At 65.8% G+C, this 18424-nt stretch carries 13 protein-coding genes; 7 read left to right on the plus strand and 6 right to left on the minus strand.

Annotated elements, in window-relative coordinates; all coding sequences use genetic code 11:
* Positions 1-204: 204 nt before the first annotated feature.
* Positions 205-609, minus strand: coding sequence for a GFA family protein (locus PVZ78_RS06245; protein WP_009050010.1), 405 nt, complete (start codon positions 607-609; stop codon positions 205-207).
* A 504-nt stretch (positions 610-1113) separates the two neighbouring features.
* Here PVZ78_RS06245 and darA point away from each other — a divergent pair.
* The 3 genes from darA (at position 1114) to darC (ending at position 3552) form a co-directional block, all read left to right on the plus strand.
* Positions 1114-2055 (plus strand): 2-hexyl, 5-propylresorcinol biosynthesis aromatase DarA, encoded by a 942-nt coding sequence (gene darA, locus PVZ78_RS06250; RefSeq protein WP_041989664.1) that lies wholly within the window; start codon positions 1114-1116, stop codon positions 2053-2055.
* A 7-nt stretch (positions 2056-2062) separates the two neighbouring features.
* Positions 2063-3214 (plus strand): beta-ketoacyl synthase DarB, encoded by a 1152-nt coding sequence (gene darB / locus PVZ78_RS06255; protein WP_273828388.1) that lies wholly within the window; start codon positions 2063-2065, stop codon positions 3212-3214.
* Positions 3215-3294: 80 nt separating this feature from the next.
* Complete coding sequence (gene darC, locus PVZ78_RS06260; protein ID WP_135006817.1) at positions 3295-3552, plus strand: 2-hexyl-5-propylresorcinol biosynthesis acyl carrier protein DarC; 258 nt, start codon at positions 3295-3297, stop codon at positions 3550-3552.
* A gap of 89 nt (positions 3553-3641) precedes the next feature.
* Here the strand turns inward: darC and inhA are convergent, their stop codons facing one another.
* Positions 3642-4328: an isonitrile hydratase gene (gene inhA, locus PVZ78_RS06265; RefSeq protein ID WP_273828389.1), complete on the minus strand. Its 687-nt coding sequence runs from the start codon at positions 4326-4328 to the stop codon at positions 3642-3644.
* Positions 4329-4442: 114 nt separating this feature from the next.
* On the opposite strand from inhA, the gene PVZ78_RS06270 reads away from it, so the two are divergent.
* Entirely contained in the window at positions 4443-5435 is a 993-nt protein-coding gene (locus PVZ78_RS06270) for a GlxA family transcriptional regulator (protein WP_273828390.1), read from the plus strand.
* Here PVZ78_RS06270 and PVZ78_RS06275 read toward each other — a convergent pair.
* The 3 genes from PVZ78_RS06275 to PVZ78_RS06285 form a co-directional block, all read right to left on the minus strand.
* On the minus strand, positions 5421-6323 hold the full coding sequence (locus tag PVZ78_RS06275) for an alpha/beta fold hydrolase (RefSeq protein WP_273828391.1): 903 nt from the start codon (positions 6321-6323) through the stop codon (positions 5421-5423). The two genes, PVZ78_RS06270 and PVZ78_RS06275, sit on opposite strands and share 15 nt — an antisense overlap.
* A 136-nt stretch (positions 6324-6459) precedes the next feature.
* On the minus strand, positions 6460-6930 hold the full coding sequence (locus PVZ78_RS06280) for a cysteine hydrolase family protein (protein ID WP_273828392.1): 471 nt from the start codon (positions 6928-6930) through the stop codon (positions 6460-6462).
* A 409-nt stretch (positions 6931-7339) separates the two neighbouring features.
* Positions 7340-7927: a TetR/AcrR family transcriptional regulator gene (locus PVZ78_RS06285; RefSeq protein ID WP_273828393.1), complete on the minus strand. Its 588-nt coding sequence runs from the start codon at positions 7925-7927 to the stop codon at positions 7340-7342.
* A gap of 132 nt (positions 7928-8059) precedes the next feature.
* Here PVZ78_RS06285 and PVZ78_RS06290 point away from each other — a divergent pair, with 132 nt between their 5' ends.
* Together PVZ78_RS06290 and PVZ78_RS06295 are read left to right on the plus strand one after the other, a co-directional pair.
* Complete coding sequence (locus tag PVZ78_RS06290; RefSeq protein ID WP_053269575.1) at positions 8060-9253, plus strand: MFS transporter; 1194 nt, start codon at positions 8060-8062, stop codon at positions 9251-9253.
* Between the two features lie 388 nt (positions 9254-9641).
* Positions 9642-10385 (plus strand): thioesterase II family protein, encoded by a 744-nt coding sequence (locus PVZ78_RS06295; protein ID WP_028682997.1) that lies wholly within the window; start codon positions 9642-9644, stop codon positions 10383-10385.
* Positions 10386-10847: 462 nt separating this feature from the next.
* On the opposite strand, the gene PVZ78_RS06300 is transcribed toward PVZ78_RS06295, so the two are convergent.
* On the minus strand, positions 10848-11816 hold the full coding sequence (locus PVZ78_RS06300) for a siderophore-interacting protein (RefSeq protein ID WP_016702404.1): 969 nt from the start codon (positions 11814-11816) through the stop codon (positions 10848-10850).
* Between the two features lie 213 nt (positions 11817-12029).
* Here PVZ78_RS06300 and PVZ78_RS06305 point away from each other — a divergent pair.
* Positions 12030-18424 (plus strand): non-ribosomal peptide synthetase (locus PVZ78_RS06305; RefSeq protein WP_273828394.1); only part of this gene is annotated, 6395 nt, incomplete at its 3' end.

Here is an 18424-nt window from a genome sequence, read left to right on the forward strand (position 1 = left end):
TTTATGGCGAAAGGCTTACATGCCCTGGCTGCTATTTCGCCTGTTGCCGATTGGGCGACAGGCTTAATCTTCATTCACCAACTGCAGCGCAGGACGCGCTCAGGGTCATGGATGACCGACCATGTGCAAGGATGCAGCGACAGGATGTCGTAATGGTCTTGAAAAAAACCCGCTTCGGCGGGTTTTTTTTCGCCTGTGGAAAAGCTAGAGGTGACGGATCTCCTCCGGCACATGCCCCCAGTTGTCATGGCGACCGTCGGCGTAATGCACCGGGGCCGCAAGCAGCTCCTGCAGGTCGATGTCATCCAGGGTCATCACCTGCACCGCGACATAGTCGCCGCCGATCTCCTGCACATGACCGCGCCCGAAGGTGCGCACGCCGCAATGCTTGCAGAACAGATGATGGGTATTGCCACGGTTGAACCGATAGTCGCTCAGCGCCTGTTCGCCGCTGAGCAGGCGAAAGGCCTTGGGGGCGATGATCGCGTTCCAGTTGCGGGTCTTGCTGCAGATCGAGCAATTGCACTTGTGGGTGCCCAGGCTCAAGTCGATCTCGACTTCATAGCGCACGGCACCGCAATGACAACTGCCGGTGTAAGTCTTGTGCATGGCAAGGCTCCTGAGGGAAGGCTGGGCCAGAGTGTAGAGGCTGCCTGAACACGCGCGGGAAAACTTTTCAATTAAGGCCAGTAGCCAGTATTGAACATACCCTGCTTAGATGAAAAAAGTTCAGATAAGAGCATGTAAGTTCGTCCGCTGGGTAGCGCGAAGGACCTACCAGAGTTGGTAGGTTTACAAGTATCCGATTGCAGATAGAGTTTCAGCCAAGAAGACGGGTTCTGTCTCACTACCAATACATTCTGTCAAAAACAGGCAGATAGTGTTTGGAATGCGGGGTGGGCGATTTCCGCTTTCAGTTCATCACCAGGCCGCTGTTCCGGGTGCTGCTGTTTTGTCGTTCATTATGTTTTGTTTTTAAGTTCGACCTGCCACGAATACAGCGCGCGCCTTGTTTGTCGTGCCCAACTTATAAAACTGCCTTTCATGCCGAGGTTCATTTCAAGTGATCTCTGGCGTGCCTGTGTGGTTGAAAAGCAAAAGGTCCCCGCACTTATGAAACATGTACTTGTGGTTCGTTATTCGCAAAGCGGTCAGTTGAGCGAAGTGGTCGAAAGCCTGATCTCGCCCCTGCGTTCGACGCAGGAGGTCAAGGTGCATGAAGTGCTGCTCAAGCCCCGGGTCGCCTATCCGTTTCCCTGGCCGGTGGGCAGGTTTTTCGACGTGTTTCCCGAGACCGTGCAACTCAGCCCGCCGGCCATCGAACCGGTGCATACCGATCATCCATGGCCTTTCGACCTGGTGATCCTGGCGTATCAGGTCTGGTACCTGTCGCCGTCGCCGCTGATCACCGCGTTTCTCCAGAGCGCGGAAGGCAAGCGCCTGCTGGCCGGGCGCCCGGTGGTCACGGTGATCGCCTGCCGCAACATGTGGCTGATGGCCCAGGAGGTGGTCAAGCGCCTGCTGGACGAGGCCGGCGCGCGGTTGCGCGACAACGTCGTGCTGACCGACCGGGCCAATACCTTCGCCACCCTGATTACCACGCCGCGCTGGATGTTCACCGGCAGCCGCGAGTCATTCCTCGGCCTGCCCAAGGCCGGGATCAGCGCCGAGGATGTCCAGGGCGCCGCACGTTTCGGGCGGGCATTGAAGGCCGCCCTGTATGCCAATAAAGAGAAAGCCAAAGGGCCGATGCTGGCCGGGCTGGGGGCGGCGCCCGTCAACCCCGGGCTGATACTCAGCGAGCGTGCGGCCTATAAAGGCTTCAAGTTCTGGTCGGGAATAATTTGCCGTTTCGGCAAGTATGGGCAATGGCTACGGCGACTCTTGCTGGGCGTGTTCATCGTTTATCTATTGCTGGTCATCTTGACTGTCCTGCCTATTTCACTGGTGTTACGCCGTTTGCTTCATCCCTTTATCCGGACGCGACTGGACGAGTTGCAGCGTTATTACGAACAACCGTCCGGCTCGCAACTAAATCTTGAAACTGAAGAGTGAAATCATCATGAGTGAATCGTTTGTCTATATTACGAAAACATCCACTTATATGCCGGGAGAGGCAGTGGATAACGATACGATGGAAAGCATTCTCGGGTATGTGGGCGGGCGACCTTCACGGTCTCGACAAGTAGTGCTGCGCAATAACGGTATCAAGCAGCGCTATTATGTGCTGGACCCGCAGACCGGTATTCCCCGTTTCACTAACGCGCAAATAACCGCCGAGGCGATCAAGGGCCTGGTGGGCGACGGTTTTGCCCTGGACTCCATGGAATGCCTGTCCACCGGCACCACCATGCCGGACCAACTGATGCCCAACCATGGCGTGATGGTGCATGGCGAGTTGGGCAACAAGCCTTGCGAAGTGGTGTCCACCGCCGGCATCTGCCTGGCGGGCCTGACCGCATTGAAATACGCCTACCTGTCGGTGCTGTCGGGGGCCAGTCGCAATGCCGTGGCCACCGCCTCGGAGGTGCCTTCGCCGGTGCTGCATGCGCGCAACTTCGATGCGGAAAACGAGGCACTGGTGGCGCAGATGGCGGCCCGCCCGGAAATCGCCTTCGATAAAGACTTCCTGCGCTGGATGCTGTCCGACGGCGCCGGGGCCTTTCTGCTCGAGAACCAGCCACGGGCCGGCGGCCTGTCGCTGCGCATCGACTGGATCGACATCTTCTCCTACGCCAACGAATTGCCGACCTGCATGTACGCCGGCGCGGAAAAGGCCGAGGACGACAGCCTGGTCGGCTGGAAGCTGCTGACTCCAGAAGAGTGGGCCTCGCGCTCGATTTTCGCGATCAAGCAGGACGTGCGGCTGCTGAATGAGAACGTGGTGAAGTACACCCTCGGCAAGCCGCTCAAGGAGGTGATGATCAAGCGCAACCTATCGCCCGAGGCCATCGACTGGTTCCTGCCGCACATGTCGTCGGAATACTTCCGCCAGCCGATTGCCGAGTGCCTGGAAAACACCGAACTGGCGATTCCCCAGGAGCGCTGGTTCACCAACCTGTCCGAGCGTGGCAACACCGGCTCGGCGTCGATCTACATCATGATCCACGAGCTGCTGGAGTCCGGGCGCCTGCACAAGGGGCAGTGCCTGCTGTGTTTCGTTCCGGAAAGCGGGCGCTTCTCCGGTGGCTTCATGCACCTGACGGTGGTCTGACGCGCCTCGCCATGGCGCAACAACCCGGTGGCCGGCGCGGGCCGGTCACTGTTTCGTGGTACGCATCCAACTGCAAGGGAATGATTATGGAAACCCTCGAGCAACGTGTGAAAAGAGTGGTGGCGAGCGAACTGGCCGTCGACCTGGCGCAGATCGGCAACCAGGATTCGTTCGTCGGGAACCTGGGAGCGGACTCGCTGGCCCGGGTGGAACTGGTGACGGCCCTGGAGACCGAGTTCGAACTCACCATCCCGGACGACCAAGCCGATAACCTGCAGACCGTGCAGCAGGTGATCGACTACCTCCGACAGGCCAGTGAGCAAGCAGTCCCGGCCTGACGTCGGTCAAGCGAAGATGCGGCCAGGGCTCAGCTGGCCGATAAGGTTGCCCTGGCCCGCATCTTTCTTCCCCCCGGCGTGCGCAGGTCTCAGGCCTGCCGCCACTGCGCCACGACCCTGTCGACTATCTCGCCGCGTTGTTGGATGGAGTTCGCCGCGAGCCGCCGGGCTTCTTCCACCACCGCTTTGGGCGCTGTCCGTGGGCTACCGGCGGCGAAAGGCGGAGCCGGGGCGTACTCCAATTGCAACTGCACCCGCTGCGCCGTTGCCTCGCCGAACAGCTCGCCGGCCAGGATCAGGGCAAAATCGATCCCGGCGGTAATCCCGCCTCCGCTCAACAGGTTGCCGTCGCGCACCACGCGTTCCTGCACCGCGATCGCCCCCAGCGCCTCCAGCAAATGGTGGTAGGCCCAATGGGTGGTGGCGCGCTTGCCACGCAACAGCCCGGCCGCGCCGAGCACCAGGGAACCGGTGCATACCGAGGTGACGTAACGTGCCTGCGCCGCCTGCTGGCGGATGAAATCGAGGGTCTGCGGGTCTTCCATCAACGGCCCGACACCGGCGCCACCGGGGATGCAGATCACGTCCAGCGGCGGGCAGTCGGCGAAGCCGGTGGTCGCCTGCAACACCAAACCAGTGCTGGCGGTGACCGGCCCGCGCGCCTTCCAGACCAGATGCACCTGCACGTCCGGCAGCGACGCGAGCACATCGTAGGGGCCGGCCAGGTCGAGTTGCTGGACGTTGGGGAACAACAGGAAACCGATCTGCAGCGTCATGGGGTATCTCCCTGGAAAAGTTCGAAGGTGCCCACCCTTATGTGGCTGGACGGTTCGACTCTAGCGCCCTAGGCTTTGGCGAATACGCCAACCTACCCACGATTTACGCCAACCATGCCCCAGACCGCCAGAACCGTTCATGTACTGACCTTCGCCAACGCCCAGGTGCTCGACGTCACGGGCCCGCTGCAGGTGTTTGCTTCGGCCAACGACCTGGCGCGGCATAAAGGCCTGCCGCTGCCCTACGCGGTGAGCGTGATCGCCGCGGGCGACGGGCCGGTGACCACCTCGGCCGGGCTGGCGCTGCTGGCCGAGCCCTTGCCAGCGCCGGGCACGCCTTGCGACACCCTGATCATCGCCGGCGGCTGGGGCGTGTACGCCGCGGCCGAAGACCCGGCGCTGGTGGCCTGGGTCCGCCAGCAGGCGGCGCTGGCGCGGCGGGTGGCGTCGGTGTGCACCGGGGCTTTTTTGCTGGCCGCCAGCGGCTGGCTCGACGGGCGCCGGGTGGTCACCCACTGGACCCGCTGCGAGCAACTGGCGCGGCAATACCCGCGCTTGCGGGTGGAGGCCAACCCGATCTTCATCAACGAGGGGCCGGTCTGGACCTCGGCCGGCGTCACCGCCGGCATCGACCTGGCCCTGGCGCTGGTCGAGGCGGACCTGGGGCACGCCATGGCGCTGGACGTGGCCCGGCAACTGGTGGTGTTCCTCAAGCGCCCGGGCGGCCAGTCGCAGTTCAGCGCGACCCTGGCCCTGCAAAAGCAGGGCAGCCGCTTCGACGGCCTGCACGCCTGGATCGCCGAAAACCTCGGTCGCGAGCTGAACCTCCCGACCCTGGCCGAACGGGCCGGCATGAGCGAACGCAGCTTTGTCCGCCACTACCGCGCCGACACCGGCCAGACCCCGGCCCGGGCCATCGAACAGATCCGCGTGGAAAGCGCCCGGCGCCTGCTCGGCAACAGCGGCGTACCGATCAAGCGCATCGCCGTGCAGTGCGGTTTCGGCAGCGAAGAAACCCTGCGCCGCAGCTTCCTGCGACTCGTCGGCGTGACGCCGCAGGCGTATCGGGAGCGCTTTTCGCCGGAGGGGGAGTCAGGCTTCCAGTAGTTCCAGCAGCGCCTGCAAGGTGGCCTGCGGCGCTTCCTGCGGCACGTTGTGGCCGACCCCGGGCAAGATCCGGCGTTGGTAAGGGCCGGTGAACAGGCCGATGTCTTCATCCTCTTCGCTGGCCGGGCCGACCCCGTCGGCGCCGCCGCACAGCGAGATGGTCGGTACGCGGATCGGCGGCTGTTGTGCCAGGGCCTGCTCGATGTGTTCCAGGCTCGGGTCGCCCGGGGCGTACATGAAGCGATGCCGGTAGGAGTGGATCACCACCTCGACGAAGTCCGGGTTGTCGAACGACGGCGCGCTCAGGTCGTAGAGTTCGCGGCCGCGATCCCAGGTCGGCGACCACAGTTGCCACAGCAGTGCGCACAGTGCGCGACGGTTGGCGGTCAGGCCGTCGACCCCGCGTTGGGTGTGGAAATAATACTGATACCAGAGCCGGTGCTCGGTCTCGGGCGGCCGCGGTTGGGTCGAGCGGGCAATGTCCTGGATGTTGTAGCCGTCGGCGCTCACCAGGCAGCGCACCCGCTCCGGCCACAGGGCCGCGACGATGCAGGCGGCGCGACCGCCCCAGTCGAAACCGGCGAGGGCGGCCTGGGGGATCTCCAGGGCATCCATCAGATCCAGCAGGTCCTGGGCCAGCGCCGCCTGCTGCCCGGAACGCAGGATGTCCGGGCCGGCGAAGCGGGTCGGCCCGTAACCGCGCAGGTACGGCACTATCACCCGGTAGCCACGCGCCGCCAGCTCGGGGGCGATCTCGTCGTAGCCGCGCGGGTCGTAGGGAAAGCCATGCAGCAGAATCACCGGCGCGCCGTCGGCGGGGCCGTGGTGTTCGTAGGCGATGTGCAGGCGAGGTGTCTGGAGGTACTGGACAGAGGGCGAGCTGTTCATGACGGATCCGGCGACAGGGAAAGCAGCAACCTTAGCTCAATCTGCATGTCTGGCCAGTGTCGTGTGGAGACTCCGTGCGTGGGTTTTGCCCTGACGGCATAAAGCGCTGACGAAGGCGTCACACCTCAGTCAGGGGCTACAGGAAAGTGAGCTGCGCGCTGGTCGTGAGGTGCTTGAAATGGTGCTGCCACAACCGCACTCCCAACTGCCCGCTGCGGTCCAGTGACGAGCCCAGGGTCAGGTCGGTGATCAGGGTCGGTTGCAGGCCGGCGTCGAACAGGGCGAAGCCGGCGGCGAGCACGCAGGTGTCGGTCTGGATGCCGCAGACCAGCACGCGTTCGGGGGCCAGGCTGCGCAGGTAGGCGATGGTCTCTGGCGTGGGGGCGTAGCCGTGCTTGATGAAGATGCGGTCGGCGGCGACCAGGCTGTGGTCATCGGCGGCGGGTTGCCAGCCGAGCTGGCGGACGAAGGGGGTTTGGCTTTCGTCATGGCGTTCGACGGTGGCCACCGAGGGCAGTTGGCCGAGCAGGGCGTTGATGCCGTTCACCAGCCAGTCCGGCGGGTTGAACGTGGGTTGCACATCGATGATCAGCAGCACCTGGCGCATGGGAATCCTTGAGAGGGCCGGGGCGGCCTATTCTGCCCGCAAACCGCCGTTGCCGCGAACCGCTCGCGCGGGTAAAACACGCCACCTCTGTAGCCGCTGCCGAGCCCGCGAGGCTGCGATCGGCCCGGAGGGCCGCTAAGCCTGACACCTCGTAGGATCTGGGGAAACGCGGTGCCTACCTGGCGAGTCCTTCGGCCTCGATCGCAGCCTCGCTGTGCTCGGCAGCGGCTACAGCGGCCGCGCATTGCGGCAGGCACCCTGGTCGTCTTTCGTAGGCGCGCAGCTTGCGCGCGATGAAGGATGACACGGTGTATCCGACATTCCGCGTTGCCCCTATCGCGGGCAAGCCTCGCTCCTACGAGAGCGAGGAGGCCGGTCACGGCTGCCAGAAGATCTTCCGAGCCAGGGCTCAGCACACCCGCAAGCCCTGCAACAGTGCCTGCAGGCCGACCAGCGCTTGCTGCAAGCGTTGCCCCGGATGCTCGCCGCGGGCGATCCACAGCGAGGCGTCGAGCAGGCTGCCGTTGATCAGGCGCGCCAGGGCTTCGCTGGGGGCCTTGACCATCAGGCCGGTCTGCATCAGCTCATCCAGCAGCGTGCTCAAGGACGCCACGCACTGTTCCTCGCTGGCCTCGGTCAGGTCCCCGAGTACCGCACGCGCGTCCTGCAGGACGATGCGCTGGATCTCCGCTTCCTGGGCCATTTCCAGGTAGGTGCGGCAACGCTGGACGAAGGCGTCCCAGAGGTTGTCGGTGCCGTGCGAGATCGCCTCCAGGCGCTGGTCCATCTCGGCATCGAGCTGTTCCACCACCGCTGCCAGCAGGCCTTTCTTGTCGCCGAAATGGTGATACAAGGCCCCCCGGGTCAGGCCCGCCTCGGCCGTCAGGTCGTCCATCGAGGTGTTGGCATACCCCAGGCTGCCAAAGGCCTGGCGGGCACTGGCGATGAGTTTGCTGCGGGTTTCTTCGATCATCTCGGCGCGTTGACGCGGGCTCATGGCGGGCACTCACACAGCTGACAGGTGGATTGACATACGCCGCGTATGTTCTCATGCTTTCTCACATACGCGCCGTATGTATTTTTGTCTTGCGGTGCATTTCTGGCAAGCCTCAGACAAGGTGTAATGACGATGGCAAACCCTTACCGCGAACTGTTCAAGGCCCCCGGCAGTCGCGCTTTCGTGGTGGCGGGGATGATTGCGCGGATGCCGATGTCGATGACCGGCATCGGCCTGATCACCATGCTGGCCCAGCTCAAGGGCGGTTACGCGCTGGCCGGTGCGGTGGCGGCGACCTTCGCCCTGGCCACGGCCTTCTGCGCGCCCCAGGTGTCGCGTCTGGTCGACCGTTTCGGCCAGGGCCGGGTGCTGCCGATCGCCGCCGGCCTGGGCGGCGGGGCGCTGTTGGCGTTGCTGCTGTGCACCCGGTTGCAGGCGCCGCACTGGACGCTGTTCCTGTTCGCCGCCCTGGCCGGCTGCATGCCGAGCATACCGGCGATGATCCGCGCCCGCTGGACCGAGCTGTACCGCGGCCAGCCGCAGTTGCAGACCGCCTATGCCCTGGAATCGGTGCTCGATGAGGTGTGCTTTATCGTCGGCCCGCCGTTGTCGGTGGGGCTGTGCGTGGCGGCCTTCCCCGAGGCCGGGCCGCTGGCGGCGCTGTTGCTGCTGGCGATCGGCGTCACCGCGCTGGTGGCGCAACGGGCGACCGAGCCACCGGTGCATCCCCATGAGGCCGGGCACGACGCGTCGATCATCCGGTCGCTGGAGTTGCAGTTGCTGGTGCTGCTGATGATCGCCATGGGCATGATCGTCGGCGTGGTGGACGTGGTCAGCGTGGCGTTCGCCCAGCAGCAGGGGCAACCCGCGGCGGCGAGCATCGTGCTGTCGGTGTACGCCATCGGTTCCTGCCTGGCGGGTATCGCCTTCGGTGCGCTGAAACTGAATACCCCGCTGCCGCGACTGTTCATGTACGGCGGCATCGCCACCGCCGTGACCACCCTGCCATTGCTGCTGGCGAGCAATATCCTCGGCCTGTCCCTGGCGGTATTCGTCTCCGGCCTGTTCTTCGCCCCGACCCTGATCGTCGCCATGGCCCTGGTCGAGAACATCGTGCCACCGGCCAAGCTCACCGAGGGCCTGACCTGGCTGGTCACCGGGGTGAGCATCGGCGTGGCCATCGGCGCCGCCAGTTCCGGCTGGCTGGTGGATGCCTTTGGCGCGCGCAGCGGCTTCTGGGTGGCGCAGGCGGCGGCAGTGGTGGTGCTGGGGGCGGCGGTGCAGAGTTGCCGCCGACTGACCCGCGGCCAGCCGGCGGTTGCCTGAGCCTTACCCGCCGCGCCCGGAGTTGACCCAGAAATTCACCGAGAGCGAGGTGGACACAGAATGCTCTGCACGTCCACGGCGGTCTCTCTTGTTGGTTGGTTTGATCTGCGACTGGAACGAAGGCTGTGCCGGGAAATTTATGGGGGCGGATGACCCAATGCCGATCGGTCAAGCGAAGGGGATCTACTGTAGGAGCGAAGCTTGCTCGCGATGGTCGTTAACGATGACGCATATTGACCGGGTAAACGCGGCGCTCTCGCGTTCATCGCGAGCAATCGAGCGTCGACCGGCTGCTCCTGCAGATCAGCGTCAGGCCGGTGGCGGCTACTAATTTGCCGCTCAGGTGGCACGTCCAGTCTTTACCATCATTTTTTTCAAGGGGAACACCGTGACCCAGCTGACGCTGCTATGCCTGCCGTATTCCGGAGCCAGCGCCATGGTCTATAGCCGCTGGCGGCGCAAGCTGCCGCAATGGTTGCACCTTGCGCCGGTGGAACTGCCCGGGCGTGGCGCCCGTTATGCCGAGCCGCTGCACACCGACATGCGCGAGCTGGCGCGGCAGCTGGCGGTGGAAATCCGCGCCAATCTGCGCATGCCCTATGCCTTGTTCGGCCATAGCCTGGGGGCGCTGCTGGCCTGCGAGCTGGCCCACGCCCTGCGGGCCCTGGGTTGTCCGGAGCCGGTGGCGCTGTTCGCTTCGGGGACTGCGGCGCCGACCCTGCGCACCGACTACGACCGGGGTTTTGCCGACCCGAAGACCGACGAACAGCTGATCGAACAGTTGCGCACCCTCAACGGCACCAGTGAAGAGGTGCTGGCCAACCAGGAATTGATGAGCCTGACCCTGCCGATCCTGCGCGCCGACTTTCTCCTGTGTGGCCGTTTTCGCCCGCTGCAGCGCCCGTTGCTGAACTGCCCGGTGCATGTCTTGGGGGGCAAGGCCGACCGGGCCACCACCGAACAGCTGATTGGCTGGAGCAAGGAGACCCAGGGCAGCTTCTCGGTGGACATGCTGGCGGGCGGGCACTTCTTCATTCACGAGCACGAAGCCAAGGTCCTGAGCCTGATCAAGGGCCACCTTGAGGTGCATCGTCGGCGTCACCTGCAACCCGAAGCGGCGACCGCCCTGTAGCCGCTGCCGCAGGCTGCGAATAGCCGGCACGGCCGCGGCGCTCGGTGGCCCATCGCAAGATCGTCAAGCAAGGCCCTGCGGGCCTTATCGCAGCCTCGCGGGCTCGGCAGCGGCTACAGGAGTGGGTGTAGCCGCTGCCGCAGGCTGCGATCGGTTGGCACGGCCGCGGCGTTCTCGGTGGCTCCATCGCAAGATCGTCAAGCAAGGCCCTGCGGGCCTTATCGCAGCCTCGCGGGCTCGGCAGCGGCTACAGGAATGGGTGTAGCCGCTGCCGCAGGCTGCGATCGGTCGGCACGGCCGCGGCGTTCTCGGTGGCTCCATCGCAAGATCGTCAAGCAAGGCCCTGCGGACCTTATCGCAGCCTCGCGGGCTCGGACGCGGCTACAGGAGTGGGTGTAGCCGCTGCCGCAGGCTGCGATCGGCCGGCACGGCCGTGGCGTTCTCAAGGCCCAGGCAGATCTGTCAGCCCAACGACGTGCCCAGGCGCCAGTAACCCATCAGGGTCAGGTTGCGGCGTTCCTGGCCACGCTCGTTGATCAGGTGGCGGCGAATGCTCATCACCGTGGCGGACTCGCCGGCCACCCAGGCATAGAAGCTGTTGTCGGCCGGCGTGGCGGTCTCCCAGGGCCGTTGTTCCTCGTCGCCCTCGCGCAGCTTGATCGGCCGCTGTGCCGTGTTGGGCGGCGGCAGCTCGGCCAGCTCCCGGGCGGCATGGATCAGGGTTTCGCCATGCTGGGCGCCCAACAGGTCCCGCGGCAGCCAGTTGAGCCGGGTCTGGGGGTTGCAGCGTAGGTCGATGCAGTCGCTTTCGTGGGGCACTTCGATAAACGCCTGCACGTCCGGGTAATCCGGATAGGCCTGCAGCTCCTCGAGAATCCCGGCAATGGCCGGCAGGGCGGTTTCATCGCCCATCAGCAGCACTTTGCGGATCCCCGCCGGCGGCATCCATTCATAACCGCCGGGGTCGCCGCTGTAGGCCTTGTTCGGCACCACCATCTGCAGGCGGTCGCCGGGCCGGGCGTGGGTGGCCCAGCTGGACGCGGGGCCGTTGATTCCGTGCAGCACGAAGTCCACATCCAGTTCCGCCGGTTGCAGGCGCAGGGCGCGGATGGTGTAGGTGCGCATCGGTGGCTGCTGCTCGGCCGGCAGCTTGCGCCGGGCGGCGTGCCAGTCGCCTTCCACCGGCAGTTGCGGGACGCTGCCGTCGGCCCCGGGGAACAACAGCTTGATGCGCTGGTCCGGGGCCAGGGCGCGGGCCTGGGCGATCTCCTCGCCGGCGAACACCAGGCGCACCAGGGACGGGCTGAGGACGATGCGTTGCTTGAGCTCGACGTTGATCACCCGGTAGCCCTTGGGTCTGGGCCGGTCGATGCCCGTCAGTTTGCGCAAGCCTTGGGTGAGGATGTCGGTCAGCGATTGGGCGGAGGACATGGGCGGATACCTGTGCAAGGGGGGATAAGCAAGGAACGAAAGGCGGCGGGTCCGATTTAGCGTCGGCGCCGCTGGTCGGCGGCTCCTGGGCGGCGCCGGGGGAGGGTGGCTGGCGTGGCGCGCGGGGTTAATTTTCCCGGGCCTTCATCCGTTCCGTAGGGATGACCGAGCCAATGCTCGATACCCCACAAGCAAGTACGGATGCCCCCCCCGATGAATGCCGAAGACTCCTTGAAGCTCGCCCGTAGATTCATTGAACTGCCGCTGGAAAAGCGCCGGCTGTTCTTGAAGGCTCTGGACAAGGAAGGCGTCGACTTCTCTCTGCTGCCGATTCCCGCGGGGGTCGCTGTGCCTGAGCGCCAGGCGCTGTCCTACGCGCAGCAGCGCATGTGGTTTCTCTGGCAACTGGACCCGCAGAGCGCGGCCTACAACCTGCCCAACGCGGTACGCCTGAGCGGGCCGCTGGATCGGGCGGTGCTGGCCCGGGCCTTCGACTGGCTGCTGGAGCGCCATGAAAGCCTGCGCACGGTGTTCCGCCTGGAGCAGGACGAGCCGCGGCAGGTCGTCCTGGCGACCCAGGTGAGCATCGATTACCAGGACCTGAGCGACCTCGACCCCGCGCAGCGCGAAGCCAGCGTACGGCAGCGGGCCGACGCCGAGGCGCGCCGGCCCTTCGATCTGCAGCAGGGGCCGCTGTTGCGGGTCTGCGTGTTGGGGCTGGGGGAGCAGGAGCACGTCATGCTGCTGACCCTGCACCACATCGTCGCCGACGGCTGGTCCATGGGCGTGCTGATCGAGGAGTTCCTGCAAGCCTACGACGCCCTGCTCGAGGGCGAGGTGCCGAGCGCGCCGGCCCTGCCGATCCAGTACCGCGACTACGCGCTGTGGCAGCGCAGCTGGCTGGAAGCCGGGGAGCAGGAGCGGCAGCTGGCGTACTGGCGGGCCAAGCTCGGGGACGAACACCCGGTGCTCAGTCTGCCCACCGACCATCCGCGCCAGGCCCGTTCCAGCCGCCAGGGGCGGCGCCTGGACTTCGAGCTGGCGCCACCTTTGGCCCAGCAACTGGGTGCCCTGGCGCGACAGCAGGGGGTGACCCTGTTCGCCGTGCTGCTGGCAGGTTTCAAGCTGCTGCTGGCACGCTACAGCGGCCAGCAGGATATCCGCGTCGGCGTGCCGATCGCCAACCGCACGCGCCAGGAAGCCGAAGGGCTGATCGGCTTCTTCGTCAACACCCAGGTGCTGCGCAGCGAGTTGAGCCCGCATTTGACGGTGGAGCAACTGCTGGCCGATATCCGCGAGACCACCCTGGGGGCGCAGGCCCATCAGGAGCTGCCTTTCGAACGCTTGGTGGAGGCCCTGCAACTCGAGCGCAGCCTGAGCCACAGCCCGCTGTTCCAGGTGCTCTACAACCACCAGCCGCAGGTCACCGAACTGACCACCCTGCGCAGCCGTTCCGGGCTCGAAGTGCAGGCCCTGGCGCGCAACGAGCGCACGGTGCAGTTCGACCTGACCCTGGACACCTTCGAACGCGGCGGCCTGCTGCAGGCCGCCTTCACCTATGACTGCCAGCTGTTCGAGGAACAGACCGTCGAGCGCATGGCCGGCCACTGGCAGAACCTGCTGTGGGCGATGGTGCGTGAGTCGCAGTCGGCGATCGCCGAACTGCCACTGCTCGACGCCGAGCAACGCCAGGCCACCCTGGCCCAAGGGATTGGTACGCCTGAGGCATTCGCCGCCGTTTCGGTGCTCGAGCTGTTCGCCGAGCAGGTGCGCGTGCGGCCCGAGGCGCCGGCCCTGGTGTTCGGCGAGCAGTGCCTGAGTTATCGCCAGCTGGATCAGCGCGCCGCGCGCCTGGCCGCGGCCCTGGTACAGCGTGGCGTGGGCCCCGAGGTGCTGGTGGGCATCGTCGTGGAGCGCTCCCTGGAGATGGTGGTGGGCCTGCTGGCGGTGCTCAAGGCCGGCGGCGCCTACGTGCCCCTGGATGCCCAGTACCCCGAGCAGCGCTTGAGCTACATGCTGCACGACAGCGGCGTTGCCCTGCTGCTGAGCGAGACCGCGGTGCAGGCGCGGCTGCCGCTGGCGGCCGGGGTCAGCGTGCTGTTGCTCGACCAGCCGGACAGCTGGGCGCCGGCCAGTGATTCGCAGGCGTCGCTGCCACGGGTCGAGGCCGGGCACCTGGCCTATTCGATCTACACCTCCGGTTCCACCGGGGCCGCCAAGGGCGTCACCATCACCCACGCGGCCCTGGCCAACTACGTGCAGGCGATCCTGGCGCGCCTGCCGCTGGGGGCCGCGCGCAACATGGCGGTGGTCTCGACCATCGCCGCCGACCTGGGGCATACCACGCTGTTTGGCGCCCTGTGCTCCGGCAGCTGCCTGCATGTGATCGACCTGGATACCGGCCTGGATGCCGAGGCCTTTTCGGCCTACCTGGACTCCCGGCAAATCGATGTGCTGAAGATCGTCCCTTCGCATTTGCAGGCGCTGATGAGCGGCGCGGAGCCGGCCCGCGCCCTGCCAAGGCAGTGCCTGGTGCTGGGTGGCGAAGCCTGCCCGGCGACGCTGGTCAGCAAGGTTCGGGCCCTGGCGCCGCAGTGCGCGGTGTTCAACCACTACGGCCCGACGGAAACCACGGTCGGCGCCCTGACCATGGCTGCCGCTGACGTGGACCAGGCCCTGGCGGTGGTGCCCCTGGGCCAGCCGCTGGCCAACGTCCGCGCCCGGGTGCTGGATGCCTCGCTGCAACCCGTGGCGCCCGGCACCCCGGCCGAGCTGTACCTGGGCGGAGCCGGCCTGGCGCGGGGTTACCACCGCCGGCCGGCATTGACCGCCGAGCGTTTTGTTCCCGACCCCTTCAGTGCCGACGGGCAGCGGCTGTACCGCACCGGTGACCTGGCGCGCTACCTCGATGGTGGGGTCATCGATTACCTGGGGCGCATCGACCATCAGGTGAAGATTCGCGGCTACCGCATCGAACTGGGGGAAATCACCGCGGCGCTCAAGCAGTTGCCGCAGGTCGAGGACGCCGTGGCGCAGGTGGTCAGCGTGGCCGACGAGCCGCAAGTGGCGGCTTATGGGGTGCTGGCCAAGGCCAGCGCTCAGGAGCCGGAAGCGGCCTGGCAGGAGATTCGCCGGCAGCTGGCGGTGGCGCTGCCCGACTACATGCTGCCGATGCATTTCGTGGCCCTGGAAGGCATGCCGTTGACCGCCAACGGCAAGCTCGACCTGCGCGCCTTGCCGCCGGTGCAACCGCAGGCACCGGTGGCCGCATACGTCGCGCCGGTCAGCGAGTTGCAACAGCAGATCGCGGCGATCTGGCAGGACGTGCTCAAGGTCGAGCGGGTGGGCCTGAGCGATAATTTCTTCGCCCTGGGCGGGCATTCGCTGCTGGCCACTCAGATCATTTCCCGGGTCCGCCGGTTGCTGGCGGCGGAGGTGCCGCTGCGGGTGCTGTTCGAGACCGCGCGCCTGGATGAGTTCGTCGAGCAGGTGCAGGCCTGCGCCGGCGCCGGTTCGCTGTCGCTGATCGAGGCGCTAGGGCGTGATGAGCCATTGCCGGCTTCCCATGCCCAGCAGCGGCAATGGCTGTTCTGGCAGATGCACCCGCAGAGCACCGCCTACCACACGCCGATCGTGGTCCGGCTCCAGGGTGTGCCGGACCGGCAGGCGTTGCAGCACAGCTTCGACGCCCTGGCGCTGCGCCATGAAGCTTTCCGCACCACCTTTACCCAGCACCAGGACAGCCTGTGCCAGGTGGTGCACCCCCAGGGTGAAATTCCCCTGGCCTGGGAGCGCCTGGCCCCGGGCCTGTCCCGCGAGGCGGTCGAGGCCAGGGCCCTGGAAGAAACCCAGGTGCTGTTCGACCTGGAGCACGGCCCCCTGTGCCGGGCCCGGGTGCTGCAGATCGCCGAGCAGGAGTGCCTGCTGGTGGTGACCTTGCACCACATCATTTCCGATGGCGCCTCCATGAGTGTGCTGGCCCGGGAATTCGTCGCCCTCTACCGGGGGTTCATCCAGGGGCAGGCCCCGCAGTTCGATGAATTGAGCGTGCAGTACGCCGACTACGCCAGCTGGCACCGGGCCTGGCTCGAGCAGGGCGAGCAGCAGCGGCAACTGGATTACTGGCGCGAGCAACTGGGGCTGGAGCACCCGGTGCTGGAACTGCCGGTGGACCATCCGCGCCAGGCCCTGGTGAGCCATCGCCAGGAGCGCCTGGGTTTGCGTCTGCCGGTGGACCTGGAGCAGGGCCTGCGGCGCCTGGCGCGCGAGCACGACATGACCCTGTTCCAGCTGTTCCTCGGCTCGTTCGCCCTGTTGCTGCACCGCTATTGCGACCAGCCCGATATCCGTATCGGCGTGCCGGTCAGCAACCGTCGCCACCAGGAAATGGAAGGCGTGATGGGCTTCTTCGTCAACACCCTGGTGATGCGCGTCGAGCTGGCGCCGAGCCTGGCGGTGGGGCAGTTGCTGCGTCAGGTCAAGGCCACGGCCCTGGCCGCCCAGGCCCATCAGGACCTGCCGTTCGACCGCCTGGTGGATGCGCTCAAGCCGCAGCGCGCGCTGGATCAGAACCCGCTGTTCCAGGTGATGTACAACCACCTGAGCATTGCCGGGGAAAGCGCTGACGGCGCCAGCCTGCCGGGCCTGCACGCCGAGGAAATGGTCCTGCAGGGCGGTACCGCGCAATTCGACCTGACCCTGGAAACCCTGGAAACCGACGCCGGGATCAACGCATCGTTCATCTATGCCGGTGAGTTGTTCGAGGTGTCGACCGTCGAGGGTTTCGCCGATCACTGGCGCAACCTGCTGCAAGGCATGCTCGAACCGCAACAGGCGATTGGCGAGCTGGCGATGCTGGGCCGGGAGGAGCAGGGGCGGATTCGCCAGGATTGGGATCACACCCAGGTGGTCTATCCCACCCACCGTTTCGTCCACCAGCTGTTCGCCGATCAGGCAGCCAGGGCGCCGGAGGCGCCGGCGGTGTTCTTCGCCGAGCAGCGCCTGAGCTACCGTGAACTGGACATTCAGGCTAACCAGCTGGCGCACAAGCTGATCGAGCTGGGAGTCGGTCCGGAAGTCCGGGTGGCCATTGCCATGCCGCGTTGCGCGGAGATCATGGTGGCCTTCCTGGCCGTGCTCAAGGCCGGTGGGGTTTATGTGCCGCTGGATATCGAATATCCCCAGGACCGCCTGCGCTACATGATGCAGGACAGTGGTGCCTGGTTGCTGCTGACCCAGAGCCATCTGCTGGATCGCCTGCCGATTCCCGATGGTTTGCCGACCCTCAGCGTCGAAGGCGCGGCTGACTTTGCGGCTTACCCGATGACCAGCCCGGAGGTGACCCTGGCCGAGGAAAACCTCGCCTACGTGATCTACACCTCCGGCTCCACCGGCCTGCCCAAGGGTGTGGCGGTGTCCCATGGCCCGCTGGCGATGCACAGCCTGGCCACCGGCGAGCGTTATGAAATGAGCCCGGCCGATTGCGAGCTGCACTTTATGTCCTTCGCTTTCGACGGTTCCCATGAGGGCTGGATGCACCCGCTGATCTACGGTGCCAGCGTGCTGATCCGCGATGACAGCCTGTGGTCGCCGGAATACACCTACGAGCAGATGCACCGCTACGGCGTCACCGTGGGCGTGTTCCCGCCGGTGTACCTGCAACAGCTGGCGGTGCACGCCGAACGCGACGGCAACCCGCCGGCGGTGCGGGTCTATTGCTTCGGCGGTGACGCGGTGCCGCAGGCCAGTTATGACTTGGCCTGGCGCGTGCTGCGGCCGAAGTACATTTTCAACGGCTACGGCCCGACCGAAACCGTGGTCACCCCGCTGATCTGGAAGGCCAAGGCCGGCGATCCGTGCGACGCGGCTTATGCACCGATCGGCAATATCGTCGGCAACCGCAGCGCCTACGTCGCCGATGCCAACCTCAACCTGCTGCCGGTGGGCGTGGCGGGCGAGCTGTACCTGGGCGGCCTGGGCGTGGCCCGGGGCTACCTGGATCGGCCGGGGCTGACGGCCGAGCGTTTTATTCCCGACCCTTACAGCATCAGCGGTGCGCGCTTGTACCGCAGCGGCGACCTGACTCGTTATCGCACCGACGGTTTGGTGGAGTATGTGGGGCGTGTCGACCATCAAGTGAAGGTGCGGGGTTTCCGTATCGAACTGGGCGAAATCGAAGCGCGCTTGCTGGAACAGGAGCCGGTACTGGAAGTGGCGGTGATCGCCCAGCCAGGCCCGAGCGGCCAGCAACTGGTGGGCTACATCGTGCCGGTGGACGCGCAGGTTACTTCGAGCAACGAATGCCAGGCGCAGCTGCGGGAAAGCATCAAGGCCCGCCTGCGGGAAAACCTGCCGGACTACATGGTGCCGACCTACCTGCTGTTCCTCGAAGCGCTGCCGCTGACGCCGAATGGCAAGCTGGACCGCAAGTCGCTGCCGAAGGTCGATGCACAGCTGATGCAGCAGACCTATGTCGCGCCGCAAAACGAGCTGGAACAGCAGATCGCCGCCATCTGGGCCGATGTGCTGAAGCTGGAACAGGTCGGCGTGACCGACAACTTCTTCGAACTGGGTGGCGACTCGATCATCTCGATCCAGGTGGTCAGCCG

The sequence above is a fragment of the Pseudomonas sp. SBT1-2 genome, assembly GCF_028640875.1.
Taxonomy (GTDB): Bacteria; Pseudomonadota; Gammaproteobacteria; order Pseudomonadales; family Pseudomonadaceae; genus Aquipseudomonas; species Aquipseudomonas chlororaphis_I.